Raw genomic sequence first — 12949 nt, forward strand, 5'->3', positions numbered from 1 at the left:
ACAACATACTCCAATAATAAAATAAGGGCGTGAAGGGCCGCTCGGTTAAGAACGGTTATCGCGGAATTGACCGCCGCAGGCCAAAGGGTTCCGGAGCGCGGACTTCCAGTCCGCCTCTGGCCTCCCGAATAACTTCCGCTGTGACTCTCCCTTCCACCATCAAGCCGACTTGAGTTCAGGTGCTCTGCGAAAATTGCCCTCTTCTTCGCACCACAACATCGCAAACCCAGCTTAAGTTTTGTAGTTCCGCCTTCCCTGTCCTCCGTAGCTCGAAGAGCGAAGGGGGAAGGCGGTTCTGGACGAACGGCCACAGCGTCACGCCTCCCGAATAACCTCTATTGTTACCCACCGTTCCACATTCTAGCCGCCTTGAGTTCAGGCGCTTCGTAGCCTTGGCGTAGAAGGCAGCACTCCGCTTGCACCCGTGTCTCCGGACGACTCTCCAGCATCTCGACCTCCAGCGTGGCACCTTGCTGAACCGCCTTGTCTGACTGCCACCATCTTCCACCACTCCGCTCCGCCGCTCACCAGCCCTGAAGGGGCTGAGGAGTCAGCCCAGGGTCAGCCGAGCCTTGGCGAGGCGACCCTGGGTTAGAATCAAACGACCAGGAAGCAAATCCAGAACTCCGTCGCACCCAGCACCTACCAGCAGCGTCTGCAATGAACTCCGCAGCAGCCATCGAGTGCCGCTATCTTCCAAACCTCCCGCTCAATGCCCATCCGCTCCCCCATTCCTCACCCCCGGATCAACCACACCGCCGCAAACGCCGTGAGCCAGAACAAAACATTCTCAAACACCTTCTGCGGCAGCCTTTTCAAAATCCACCACCCCAGCAGCACCCCCAGCACCACCCACGGCATCAGCGTCAGGTTCGTCATCAGCGACCTCGGATTGATGATCCCCAGATCCGTGCTGAACGGCACCTTGAACAAATTAATAAACAGGAAGAACCGGCTGAACACCCCCAGGTGCTCCTTCTTCTCCAAATGCTGCGCCAGAAGATACACCGTCATCACCGGCCCCGCCGCATTCGCCAGCATCGTCACCACACCCGCCAGAAAGCCCATCGACCACGTGAACACCTTGTGTTCGGTCAGCGCCAGAAAGTCCTGACGCCGCTTGTTCAGCAACCAGTTAAAGACCAGCAGCACAATGATGATCCAGCCGATCACGATTCGCGCCATCGAGTTGTCGAATCGGCCCAGCAGGAACCATCCCACCACCACCCCCGCAATCGCCGGCGGCACCATCGGCACAATGCGCCGCCAGCTCCCGCCCTTGCGGTTGATGATGTAGCCCATGAAATCCGCCGCGATCAGCATCGGCAAAATCACACCCACCGACTGCTTCGCGCCAAAGATCTGCGCCATCAAAACCACATTCAGCGTCGAAGTCCCCGCCAGCCCCGCCTTCGACATCCCGATGCACATCGCCCCCAGCGCCGCGAGCACGAGCATCCAGGTGTCTGCGGGCAGGAGCGTATGTTCAGTAAGCCAGTTCATTCGGGCCGGGATGAATGACGCGTGCCACCTCTCTAACAAGCCCAGATTCACCACTCCGCCACTTTTCCAAAGCTCCGCCAACACCTTCACGTCCATGTCGCCACAGCGTGAAGTGGTCCGCACTCTCCGAGTGCGGTTTCCAGCGCACTCATCTCCTCACCAAGCATACAAAACCATCGACATCTTCTTGGCTGCCTCCGCCGATTTGAAGCGCGTAGCGCCATCACAAGCGTCAGCGTGGGGTAGCTATTCCTCCCAAACCCCGCCCAACATCTTCACGCCCATGTCGCCACAGCGCGAAGTGGTCCACACTCTCCGAGTGCGGTTTTCCAGCGCACTCATCTGCTCACCAAGCGTTCAAGACCATCTACATCTCCTTCGCAGACTCCGCCGATTTGAAGCGCGTAGCGCCGTCACAAGCGTCAGCGTGGGGTAGCTAGCCCTCCCAAACCCCGCCCAACATCTTCACGCCCATGTCGCCACAGCGCGAAGTGGTCCGCACTTTCCGAGTGCGGCTCCCAGCGCACTCATCTGCTCACCAAGCGTTCAAGACCATCGACATCTCCTTTGCAGACTCCGCCGATTTGAAGCGCGTAGCGCTGACATAACGGTAGCCGTGGGCGCAAGCCCACGGAACCGCGCCACCCATGACTCTGGAATCCCGTGGAACCGCGTAGCGGTGACACAAATCTCCCTTCGTCTTCCCGCGCTTCCATTCCGCCCCAACGCGGCGTGGTCCACACAGCCTCTGTACGGCGCTCCGCCATCTCCCATCACTCCTCATCCTCCCACACCCCCTCATCTCAACCACCGCAAACCACTGCCAACCACCGCAAACAATCGCAAACAATCGCAAACCCCTCACAACGCCATCAACGGCGCAGGCACCAGAAACGCATGCTGCTCCAGCAAACTCCACGCCCCGTTCCAGGATAGATACGGCGTGAAATACACCACCAGCGTGTAAGCCAGCGCCACCGGCACAATCCCCAGCCGCGCCATCCATCGCGGAAACCAATGCCGCGGCTCTTCACGCCTCGTCGCCCGGCTCATCGCCCATCCCGTCAACACCCGCGCCGGAAAGATGAAAATCACAAACAGCAGGCTCGGCAGCCACGCCAGCTCACGCGGTGTCAGCTCGATCTTTAGCAAATACAGCGGCACCGCGAACAGCAGCGTGATGAGGAGCGCAAACCAAAACGCCAGCGGCGCCCGCAGAAACAACCGGCGCACCTCACGCAGCTCAAACAGGGCGCTGAACCGGTCCGTCTGCGCGAAGTGCGCCTGCAAAAACGGCAGATGAATCGCCACCACCAGCAGCAGCACCCCGCCCAGCAGCGAGAGCACCACCGAGCCGCCCACCGGCAGACGCGTCGCACCCAGCAAAATACCCACCGGAACAATCAGCCATACCAGCGCACCCACAAACCCGCGCAGGCCCAGCCAGAAATAAAACGGCAGCCGCAGCCCGATGATGTAGCCGGTGATCATGCCCTGAAGATTGCCAAACTTCCCCGGCGTGCTCAGCCAGCGTTTGAAGCGCAGCGGCTGCGGCCACAAAAAATGCCGCAGCTTCCCGCCGCGCACACAGGCCCACACAATGTGCGCCAGCGTGAGAACAATCACGACGATCAACCCCGCATGCCACCCTTTGGCAATCCCGCTCCCGGGAGCGATCAGTTCAGCATCCTTCCACATCGTGGAGAGCAGGCGTGCCGGCCACACGACGATCCAAACACCTGCCGCAAGGCTGCCCAGAACTGCGGCCTTCCTCACACCAATGAACCCATCACGAAAGCGCCCGGTCCGCGCAACCGTCCCGCTCACATGCAGCAGGTAGCCCAAACTCAAAAAATTCAGCACCGGCACCACCGAGCACGCCGCCACCAAAACAAGCAGCGCCCCCAGCCCAAACAACCAGTCCAACCCCGAGCCCACTTTCTGAAAAAAGCCCCGCTTCTCCACCACCGGTACAGTGAGACTTGGGTTATGATGCGGCTCCACTGAGGGCGCGTATTGTAGTCCCGCCTTTAGGCGGTTCTGGTCGAACTCCGAAACGGGCAGCGCCGGAGGTTCCTCCATCGCCGTCCCCTCACAGTTCGCACTTGAGCAGTCGCAAATCACCGGGCCGTCATGGAGCCCGGTGTCCTTTGGGTCCCTTCCGTCCTTTTTGTCCTTGTGAGCGGACGTTGCGTTTTCGTTGGCCTCTTGATGCGCCTCCCCAGCCTCCATCTCCATGGGTAGGGAAGGAGGCAGGGTGGGCAGCAGCGGAGGTTCAGACATGCAGGAAGCCCTATGAAAGTCGTCTGCTCGGTGTTTGTTGCAAACTTCCTCAGGAAACCAATGTTGGCTTCGCGTGTTACTAGACAGGCTCGAACGCAGCCTCCCGTCATGAATTCCGCCCCTTCCTCCTCAAGCTGGCTGCTCTGGCTGCGCAATACCCTCATCCTGGTTGCCGTGGCGGTGGGGGCCTTTTTGGGTGTGGCGGAACTGCTGACCCCTCCGGTGGCCGCCACGGGAAGCGCCCCAAGGATGTCCAAAACGCAGCTTGCGGACATTCAGCGGGCAGCGCAGGCGGTGGACGCAGATTTCCAAAAAGCCTGGGCACAGCAAGCACTGACTCCCGTGGGAAAAACGGATGACCTCACCCTCGTTCGCCGACTGTCCCTCGCGCTGACGGGCAGCATTCCCTCCTTGCAGGAGCTTCGCCTGCTGGAGTCGCTAAAAGGCACGGACGCACCGCAATGGTGGTTGTCCCACCTGCTCTCAGACCGCCGCACCAGTGACTACTTGGCCGAGCGCCTGGCCCGCGTCTATGTGGGGATCGAAAACGGCCCCTTCCTCATGTACCGTCGTCGGCGGCTGGTGGACTGGCTGAGCGATGCCATCCAGCAAAACCGGCCCTACGACCAGATCGCTCGCTCCCTGATCGATTCCAACGGCGTCTGGACCACCAATCCCGAGGTGAACTTCGTCACAGTCACAAACGAAAACAAAAAGGGCCCTGACGAGGTGAAACTCGCCGCCAAAGTCAGCCGTGCCTTTCTCGGCGTGCGCATCGACTGCGTCCAGTGCCACGACGGCAAGCTCGGCAGCACCTGGAAGCAGACCGACTTCCATCAGCTCGCCGCATTCTTCGGTCAGGCGGACTTCAACTTAAATGGCCTGCGCGATGACCCCAAGCAGAGCTACAAAGTCCGCTACCTCGGCAAAACCGAAGAGGAAAAAGTTCCCGCCCTCGTACCTTGGAAACCCGAACTCCTGCCTGCCAAAGGAACTCCGCGCGCGAAGCTCGCCGCTTGGGTCACGGCCAAAGACAACAAGGCCTTTGCCCGCGCTCTCGTGAACCGTATGTGGGCTCTTCTGTTCAACCGTCCCCTGATTGCACCCGTGGACGAGATCCCGCTCGACGGACCTTTTCCTGCCGGCATGGAGTTGTTGGCGGATGATTTCATCTCGCACGGGTATGACATTCAGCGCCTGATCCGGGTCATCGTCGGCACGCAAGCCTTTCAGATGTCCAGCCAGTCAGCCGATCCCTCCCATCCCGTCACCACCGCAGCGGAAAACGCCTGGGCCGCTTTTCCCGTCACCCGCCTCCGCCCCGAGCAGATGGCCGGCAGCGTCATCCAGGCCGCCTCCCTCAGCACCATCGACGCGGAGACGCACGTCCTCTTCCGCATCAAGCGCGACCTTGACGTGGCCAACTTCGTCAAACGCTACGGCGACTCCGGCGAGGACAACTTCGACGATGCCGGCGGTACCATTCCCCAGCGCCTCCTGCTCATGAACGGCAACATGATCACCACCAACACCGGCAACAATCCGCTCATCAACGCCAGCACCCGCATCAGCATGCTGGCCCCTGACAATGCTACGGCCGTGGAGGCCGCCTACCTCTCCATTTTCACGCGCCGTCCCACGCCAGCCGAAGCCTCCCACTTCACCAGCCTCCTGGCCACCTCCAAGAGCAGAAACTCCCGCAGCAGCGCCATGTCCGACCTCTACTGGACCCTCATGAACGCCACCGAGTTTTCCTGGAACCACTGAATGCCATGAAAGCTTGCCCTTCGGTCAAGAACGCCCATCGCAGAATTGAGCGCCGCAAGTCAAAGCGTCCTGGAGCGCGGACTTCCAGTCCGCAGCACTCCGCGTGCACCCTTGACTCCGCGAGCCACTTCTGCATTTCAACCTTCATCGCATCATCCTGCTTGCCACACACTGCGGCGATGACTTCTTCCTCTGCGCAAGCGATCTGCCGCGGACTGAAGCCTGCGCTCCAAGGGAGCCGCTGTTTCCGGCGTTCGATTGCTGCGGCACATTCCTTTAACCGAGCGGCATTCATGAACACATGCCACTCGGTCAGGAACGCCCATCCCGGCTTCAGACTCTCGCTCCCCAGCCCCAAAGGGGCTGCGGATTTCAGCCCAGGGTCAGCCGAGCCTCAGCGAGGCGACCCTGGGTTAGGCCCAAAATTCCGGGAAGCAAACCCAGCGCACACTTCACACGTCGCCCCCTCCAGCAGCGTCTCCACGTCCCTCCGCTGCGATGAAACGTCGCCTTAGCACTCATTGCCCACGATTCATGCCATGAACACCTCCCCCTGTCATAGCCCCTCGCATTTCACCCGCCGCTCCCTCCTCCGCGGCACCGGCGCAGCCGGCCTCTCCTGGCTCACCCCTCTCGCAGACATCCTCGCCGTCGAAGCCGAAACCGCCCCCACCGGCAAACCCGCCCGCTCCGTCATCCTCCTCTGGCTCGGCGGCGCCGCCAGCCAGCTCGACACCTTCGACCCCCACCCCGAAACCAAGATCGGCGGCGGCGTCAAAACCATCCCCACCGCCATCAAAGGCGTCAACTTTGCCGCCGGTCTAGAACAAACCGCCAGCGTCATGCAGGACGTCTCCCTCATCCGCTCCATGGTCAGCAAAGAAGGCGACCACGAGCGCGCCTTCTACAACATCAAGACCGGCTACCGCCCCGATCCCACCCTCATACACCCCAGCATCGGCGCCATCGTCTGCCACGAACTGCCCGAGGCAAAGATCGAGATCCCGACACACGTCTCCATCCTGCCCAACCAATGGCCCGCACGCGGCGGCTTCTTCGGCGCCAAATACGACGCGTTCCAAATGTACGACCCCAAGTTTCCCGTCCCCGATGTCAAAGCACGCGTGGATGACAAACGCCTGGACCGCCGCATGGAAGGCCTGGCCGTGGTCGAGCAGGCCTTCGCTCGCGGCCGCGAGCCGGACATGGACCAAAACAAAACACTCCACCAAATCTCCATGCAGCGGGCACGGAACATGATGTCCTCCGAGCAGTTGAAAGCCTTCAACGTCAGCGATGCCCCGGCCAAAGAACTCAATGCCTATGGCGACACCCCCTTCGGCCGCGGCTGCTTCGCCGCTGTGCGCCTCATTCAAGCGGGCGTCCGCTGCGTGGAGGTCACGCTCAATGGCTGGGACACCCACGCCAACAACCTCGAAGGCCAGGCCTCTCAGGTAAAAATCCTCGATGCCGCCTACGCGTCCTTGATTCGCGACCTCAAAAAACTCGGCCTCCTCGAAAGCACCATCGTCGTCTGCGGCGGTGAGTTTGGCCGCACCCCAAAAATCAACAACGTCGGTGGTCGTGACCACTGGCCCCACGGCTTCAGCATGCTCGTCTCCGGTGGCGGCTTCGCCGGTGGCCGCGTCATTGGTTCCACCGATCCTCAGGGCGAGAAGCAAGCCCCCGAGAACCCCATCCTCGTCGAAGACCTCCACGCCACAGTCCAAAACCTCCTCGGCATCGATTACAGCAAAGAAGTCATGACCCCCGTCGGCCGCCCCATGGCCCTCAGCAAAGGCGAGCCGGTCAAGGAACTGCAGGCCCACGCCTGATCAGCGTCCAGCGCTCTCAAACGGACTGCCTTCGATGATCTGCTTTTTCTGCTCCTCCGGGGAGGCCGCCGCGTCGGGATTCAATGTCATGATGTAGGCCACCACGTCCCGCAGCATCTGCTCGTCCTCGATGAACGAGGTCGTGATCTGCACCATCTTCGCGCCATTCACATCGTTCTTGATGGCCCCGCGTTTGCCAGATTTGAATTTCTTGAGCTGCTCCTCCAGGTACCAGCCCTGACGCCCAATCAGCGGCGGACTGCCAAAGGTCATCTCTCCGCTGGCATTGTACCGGTGGCATTCCATGCAGCGCTCCTGGAAGAGCCGCATGCCCTCCTCAGGGTTCGTGTTGGCCATCACCCGGTCCTTGCCCACGGGCACCTTGATCGGCATCTGCTCCACATGGGCCACCACCGCCTTGATCTGCTCCGGTTGCAGCGCCTTGGCGATCGCCGCCATCATGAACGACTGCGGATCAGCCGCATCATGTCCGCGCCGCCCTTCACGCAGATTGGCAAACTGCGTGTTCACATACCAGGCAGGCATCCCGGCAATGGAAGGAGATTTGAGTTCAATCTTGCCCTCACCAGAGGTTCCGTGGCACTGCGCGCAGACAGTCTGGAAGATCGTTTTCCCATCCGTGGCCTTCGTGGTGATGACGGGTTCGGTGGCATGTCCCGCTCCGATGCAGCCGAGGAGCATGAGTGCGATGTGGTGGAACTTCATGGGGCAAAAAACGCCGTAAGTTGCACCCGGGTTACAACAATGCCTCAAGGAACCGCCGCCGGGGCCTTCTTTGCCAAATCCGACACACCGCAGGACAATTTTGTCCCACACTTGCGCCCCCTCCCTGCCTGTGCCTTTCTCCCAGATGCCTCCATTTGCATCGAACGTCGTCGAACTTACCCAGGCACTCGTGCGCATCCCCTCGGTCAATCCCGATGGCGACCCCGGCACCGATGGCATCGGCGAGCAACAATGCGCACAGTATGTCGCAGATTTTCTACGATCTGCCGGAGCTGAGGTGACCATGGAAGAGGTCGAGCCTGCGCGTCCAAATGTAATCGGGCGCTTCCCCACGCATCCCAGCGCAAATGGAGGCAAAAAGCCCCGCATTCTCTTCGCCCCCCATACCGACACCGTCAGTGTCGGCGGCATGACCATCCCCCCCTTCGGCGGCGAACTCCGCGACGGCAAAATCTGGGGCCGCGGCACCTCCGACACCAAGGGCCCCATGGCCTCCATGCTCTGGGCGCTCTACGAGATGCGCGACGAAATCCCCTCCCTGCCGGTTGAAGTGCACTTCGTTGGATTCATGTCCGAAGAGAGCGCACAGCTTGGTTCTCAACACTTTGCGAAGCATCATGGGCGTTATGATCTCGCCATCATCGGTGAGCCCACGAGCCTGAAAACCGTGTTTCGCCACAAAGGCTGTCTGTGGGCTGATGTGCATACCACAGGTGTGGCAGTTCATGGCGCCACGCCGCATCTGGGTGTAAATGCGATTGTGAAAATGGCAAAGCTCGTTTCGGCGCTAGACACCGAGTTCCGTGAAATCCTGGCTGAAGCCGGTGGTGAGGACGAGTGGCTCGGGACCAGTTCCATTAACCTCGGCATGATTCAGGGCGGCACACGCAGCAACATTGTGGCAGATTCATGCAAACTGCGCCTGGATATACGCACCACGCCGGGTTTGCAGCGTGCAGGCGGGGCTCTGGCGCTTCTGACTGATTTTGTTCAGCGCATTGACTCAACCGCCCGGGTCACCGTCGCCAGCGAGGCGTTTCACCTCGATACAGACCCCGAGAATGCCTTTGTGCAGAAGTTGATTGCCGCCGGAGCCGGTCTGACCGGCGCGCCGTGGTTCTGCGATGCTGCCTTTCTGGCAGTCGCGGGCACTCCGGCCATTGCCATAGGCCCCGGTTCGATTGCTCAGGCGCATACGAAGGATGAATTCATTGCCGTGAGTGACTTGGAGGAGGGGGTGACTTTTTTCCGTCGTTTCCTCGCCAGCTTGAAGTAATCAAGGAATCCCCACCCGGTAGAAACGGCGGGTTTTGTTTACTGCATTCAAGTCCGTCCATGTGGTGGATGTGCCGGTCGCCGTGAAAATGTTAGGAGTCCATTCCTTCAAGTCATCGCTGTATTCGATGAGGTAGTCATTGCCCGGCACGGATGGAAACTGCAGCGTGGTGCTCGTGATGCGGGCGAGAACCGTTTGTGGGAAGCTGCGGGGATCGGCGTCGCTGGTGCCGAACCAGGTTTCGAGGTCTGAATGCACTCCGTCACCGTCATTGTCCAGATGAGTTTCGAACTGGTCAACCAGGCCGGAATCGAGGCCCGAAGCGGTGAAGTCATCCTTGATGTAGGACCATTTGAGCGTGTGGGAGCCGGAGGGAATCAGGAAGGCTTTGCGTGTCCAGCCCACTTCCCCGCTGATGGCTTCCTTTTCCACGTCGTCGATATAGAAGCGCATGAAATCGTAGTCAGCTTCAGAAGAAATGCCCCAGTAGAAGGTCACTTTGCACGGCCCGGTGACCTGGGTGGTCATTTCACTGCGCTGGAGGTCTCCAATGGGGCCGCTGCGGGCCGCGTCATTGCCATCATGCGCGTACAACCATTGCGGCACCCATGTGAGATCGCCCGCAGACGTGATGGCTTGGGCTGGGGCGTCCAACGCCTCCGCCAGGCCTTGTGCGATGGTGCCCACCTGGAGCGTGATGACCTGGGTCGTGGTGCCGAAGTCGTTGGTGACGTGGAGCGTGATCTGGTACGTACCGGGTGCAGAGACGCTGCCGTAGAGCAGACCCGTCGTGGCATCCAGTGTGAGCCCGGGGGGCAGACCCTCGGCTGTGTAGGTTGCCGGAGCGTTTGAGGCCTTGATGACCTGACGGAAATAGACGCCCTCATAGGCGTCCAAGGTCGTTGTGGTGATCACCGGAGCCGAGGTCGTGGGGGTGATGACGATTTGGTCCACCCAGCCAGCATCCTGTCCCTTGGCCACCGCCTGATCCTTCATGTAGTAGATATCGATGTTGTGAGGTCCCGGACCGACATCGGTCATGGAGGATTTCCAATCGGTTTCACCCGTGATGTAGTCCCGGACATATCCGTCCACTGTAAGCACGAGATAATCGTAGTTCTTTTCGGATGAAACCTTCCATTGGAACTCCAACCGCGCCGGACCGTTCACGGTGAATTCCATACCTGAATATTCCTCGTCATCGACCGTTGCGGTCTGCACCGCGTCCACGCCATCATGAGTCGTGGTGGTCTGGCTAAAAGGATCGCCAAATCCAAACGGCACGATTTTGAGGCTGGTCGGCTGCTCCACCGCAACCGACAGGGCAGGCGTGGCCGCAAGAATGTAAAAGTAGGCGAAGTCTGAGGTGGTTCCAGTGGCGTTGGTGGCGCTTTGCCAGCCTTCGAACACACCGGTCACCTGCGGTGTGCCGGTGATCAGCCCGGTGGTGGGATTGAGGGAGAGCCCCGCAGGCAATGAACCGGTGGCATTGATTCCGGCATCAAAGCTCGTGGTGAAATTGGAGGCGGTCATCTGCTGATTCATCTCCCAGCCTTCACGGCCCACGACGATCCAGTTGGAGGTGATGACGGGCAGGGGCAGCGCGCTGTCCGTCGGCGTGCCGTAAAAGGTGATGGTGGCGTCAGTCAGTGTGCCGACATCCCCCACCACTTGGTCGATGGCCTGCAGCTTCCAGTCGCCCACAGAGCGCTCGCCCCAGCAATGCGTGGTCATGAAGGTCCAGTCGAGATCGGCCCCGTTGTCGTTGAAGCGAGAGCGAGCCAGACGCACCGAGATGCCACTGGGGGAAACGAGACGCCACTCCAGGTTACCGCGATTTGTGTGAGCGGCTTTGACATGAACGGTGATGTGTTCCAGCCGCAGATTGTCGGCGAGGGGAACGGTGAAGGTTTTGGAGACACCGCTTCTGTCGTAGTCCGGGATGGGCAGGTTCAGCGCCGCGGCCGCATAGGTGCGAGACTGACGCGGGGCGACGTTGGTCCAGGTGGAGGCCAGGGCTGTGGCCTGCTGCGCGTTCACCAGACCGGCGCCGTATTTGATGTTGAAGTGGAAACCCGCGCCGTTGGTGATCCAGTCGCCATCGTATGTGTCATTCTGAGTGGCGCTGCGGACGAGAATCTCCTGCACATCCCGCGTGGAAAGGTTCGGATTCGCCTGCAGCATGAGCGCCACGACGCCTGCGACGGCAGGCGTGGCCGACGACGTGCCGCCAAAGGTGTTGGTGTAGTTGGGGTCGGTGAAATCGGGGTACTCGACCGTGCCGCCATCTTCATTGTAACCCAGCGACCCGGTTCGGTCCGTGGTGGTGATGCCTTCCTTGCCACCATTGGAGGGAGCGCAGACAAGAATGTTGGCGCCGGGTTCGCTGTAAAAGGACGACCTGCCTTTGTCGTTCATGGCGGAGACGGCGATGGCATGGATCGAGTTGGCCCAGCCGTCATAATTTGAATCGTCTCCGTTGCCGTTGCCGTTGCCTGCCGCCCAGAGGAACACGGTGCCTTTGCCGTTGCGACCCGTCGTGGCCGCATCCTCCAGCGCCTGCGCGCTGAGGACGTCCGGGCCGCCGGAACCGAATGCACCGTCATAGGGCCCCCAGCTGTTGCTCTTCACCGCGATGAGGTCCTTTTGATAGGCGAAGGCATCCGCCTCCTGCTGGTCGCTGGTGGGAGCGGCGATGAGACGCAGGCCCACCAGCGTTGCCTCGGGAGCCACGCCGGAGCCGCCGATGCCGTTGTTGCCGCGCGCGGCCGCCACTCCTGCGCAGGAGGTGCCATGGAAGTTCGTCGCGCCTGGGGAGGGATCGCTATCATTGTCGTTGAAGTCGAAGCTGAGGGAGAGATCCACGTTCGGCGCGAGATCAGGGTGTCCGACCTCCAGACCATCATCGACGATGGCGATGCGTACCCCCGTGCCTTTGTAGCTGTCCCAGACGCTCAGCACATTCAAATCGGAACCGGCAACGGCACCGTTCTGGCCGGTGTTGCTCAAATGCCACTGGTAGCCGGGATTCGCAGCGTTGTAGGCAACGTACGGGTCATTGGGGGCGAAACGGTGAAAGAGCTGGTGCGCGAGCATCGGCGCGGCCGAGCGCACCCCGGGTGCTTTAAGCAGGCTGGCGGCTCCCTTGATGGCTGCATCCGCATTCCCGGCGAACTCAACGACGGCGTATTTGCCGCGCGCCGAGGTTTGCGTGACACCCGCCACCTGGGCCAGCGAGGCGGCGGGGGTGCCGGGAGCCAACTCAACCAGCACGCGTTTTGTGAGCCAGCGCCGCGTTCCATCGTTTTGAGGCGCACCTTTTTCATATACCACCCATTCACCCTTCGGGCCGGACTCGGTCAGGGACCGTTCAAACTGCTTTCCGCCCACGACGATCTGCCCCAGCACTGAGCTGCTGCAAAGGAGGAAGGTCAGAAGGGTGGCGAAACGCATCGGAAGGGAGACACTCGAACCGGAAGGATGCTCAGAAGTTGGCTCAATTGCCACCTAAAATGCGCATCGGAGCCGATACGGCTTG

The 12949-nt window shown here is 60.8% G+C and carries 7 protein-coding genes; 3 read left to right on the forward strand and 4 right to left on the reverse strand.

The genetic code is table 11. The features are described from left to right. Positions 1-735 precede the first annotated feature (735 nt). Entirely contained in the window at positions 736-1599 is an 864-nt protein-coding gene (locus AC3RLQ_RS26280) for a sulfite exporter TauE/SafE family protein (RefSeq protein WP_493031644.1), read from the reverse strand. Positions 1600-2364: 765 nt separating this feature from the next. Continuing rightward, positions 2365-3786 carry a DUF4013 domain-containing protein gene (locus AC3RLQ_RS26285; RefSeq protein WP_493031645.1) on the reverse strand — a complete coding sequence of 474 codons (1422 nt, stop codon included), beginning with the start codon at positions 3784-3786 and terminating at the stop codon, positions 2365-2367. 108 nt (positions 3787-3894) lie between these two features. Here AC3RLQ_RS26285 and AC3RLQ_RS26290 point away from each other — a divergent pair, with 108 nt between their 5' ends. Together AC3RLQ_RS26290 and AC3RLQ_RS26295 are read left to right on the forward strand one after the other, a co-directional pair. Further along, on the forward strand, positions 3895-5553 hold the full coding sequence (locus AC3RLQ_RS26290; RefSeq protein WP_493031646.1) for a DUF1549 domain-containing protein: 1659 nt from the start codon (positions 3895-3897) through the stop codon (positions 5551-5553). Between the two features lie 539 nt (positions 5554-6092). After that, positions 6093-7388: a DUF1501 domain-containing protein gene (locus AC3RLQ_RS26295; RefSeq protein ID WP_493031647.1), complete on the forward strand. Its 1296-nt coding sequence runs from the start codon at positions 6093-6095 to the stop codon at positions 7386-7388. Here the strand turns inward: AC3RLQ_RS26295 and AC3RLQ_RS26300 are convergent, their stop codons facing one another. After that, the gene (locus AC3RLQ_RS26300; protein WP_487683277.1) at positions 7389-8114 is read right to left on the reverse strand and encodes a c-type cytochrome; all 726 of its coding nucleotides are present in this window, start codon (positions 8112-8114) and stop codon (positions 7389-7391) included. A gap of 145 nt (positions 8115-8259) precedes the next feature. Between AC3RLQ_RS26300 and AC3RLQ_RS26305 the strand changes: the two genes are divergently transcribed. Then, complete coding sequence (locus AC3RLQ_RS26305) at positions 8260-9411, forward strand: M20 family metallopeptidase (protein ID WP_493031648.1); 1152 nt, start codon at positions 8260-8262, stop codon at positions 9409-9411. Here the strand turns inward: AC3RLQ_RS26305 and AC3RLQ_RS26310 are convergent, their stop codons facing one another. Beyond that, positions 9412-12864 carry a S8 family serine peptidase gene (locus AC3RLQ_RS26310; RefSeq protein WP_493031649.1) on the reverse strand — a complete coding sequence of 1151 codons (3453 nt, stop codon included), beginning with the start codon at positions 12862-12864 and terminating at the stop codon, positions 9412-9414. Positions 12865-12949 lie beyond the last annotated feature (85 nt).

The sequence above is a fragment of the Prosthecobacter sp. GW821-HT29F12 genome (genome assembly GCF_058803405.1).

Bases quoted from the DNA above. Each gene is read 5' to 3' on its own strand.
- AC3RLQ_RS26280 (WP_493031644.1), bottom strand. From the start codon at position 1,599: ATGGACGTGAAGGTGTTGGCGGAGCTTTGGAAAAGTGGCGGAGTGGTG.
- AC3RLQ_RS26285 (WP_493031645.1), bottom strand. From the start codon at position 3,786: ATGTCTGAACCTCCGCTGCTGCCCACCCTGCCTCCTTCCCTACCCATG.
- AC3RLQ_RS26290 (WP_493031646.1), top strand. From the start codon at position 3,895: ATGAATTCCGCCCCTTCCTCCTCAAGCTGGCTGCTCTGGCTGCGCAAT.
- AC3RLQ_RS26295 (WP_493031647.1), top strand. From the start codon at position 6,093: ATGAACACCTCCCCCTGTCATAGCCCCTCGCATTTCACCCGCCGCTCC.
- AC3RLQ_RS26300 (WP_487683277.1), bottom strand. From the start codon at position 8,114: ATGAAGTTCCACCACATCGCACTCATGCTCCTCGGCTGCATCGGAGCG.
- AC3RLQ_RS26305 (WP_493031648.1), top strand. From the start codon at position 8,260: ATGCCTCCATTTGCATCGAACGTCGTCGAACTTACCCAGGCACTCGTG.
- AC3RLQ_RS26310 (WP_493031649.1), bottom strand. From the start codon at position 12,864: ATGCGTTTCGCCACCCTTCTGACCTTCCTCCTTTGCAGCAGCTCAGTG.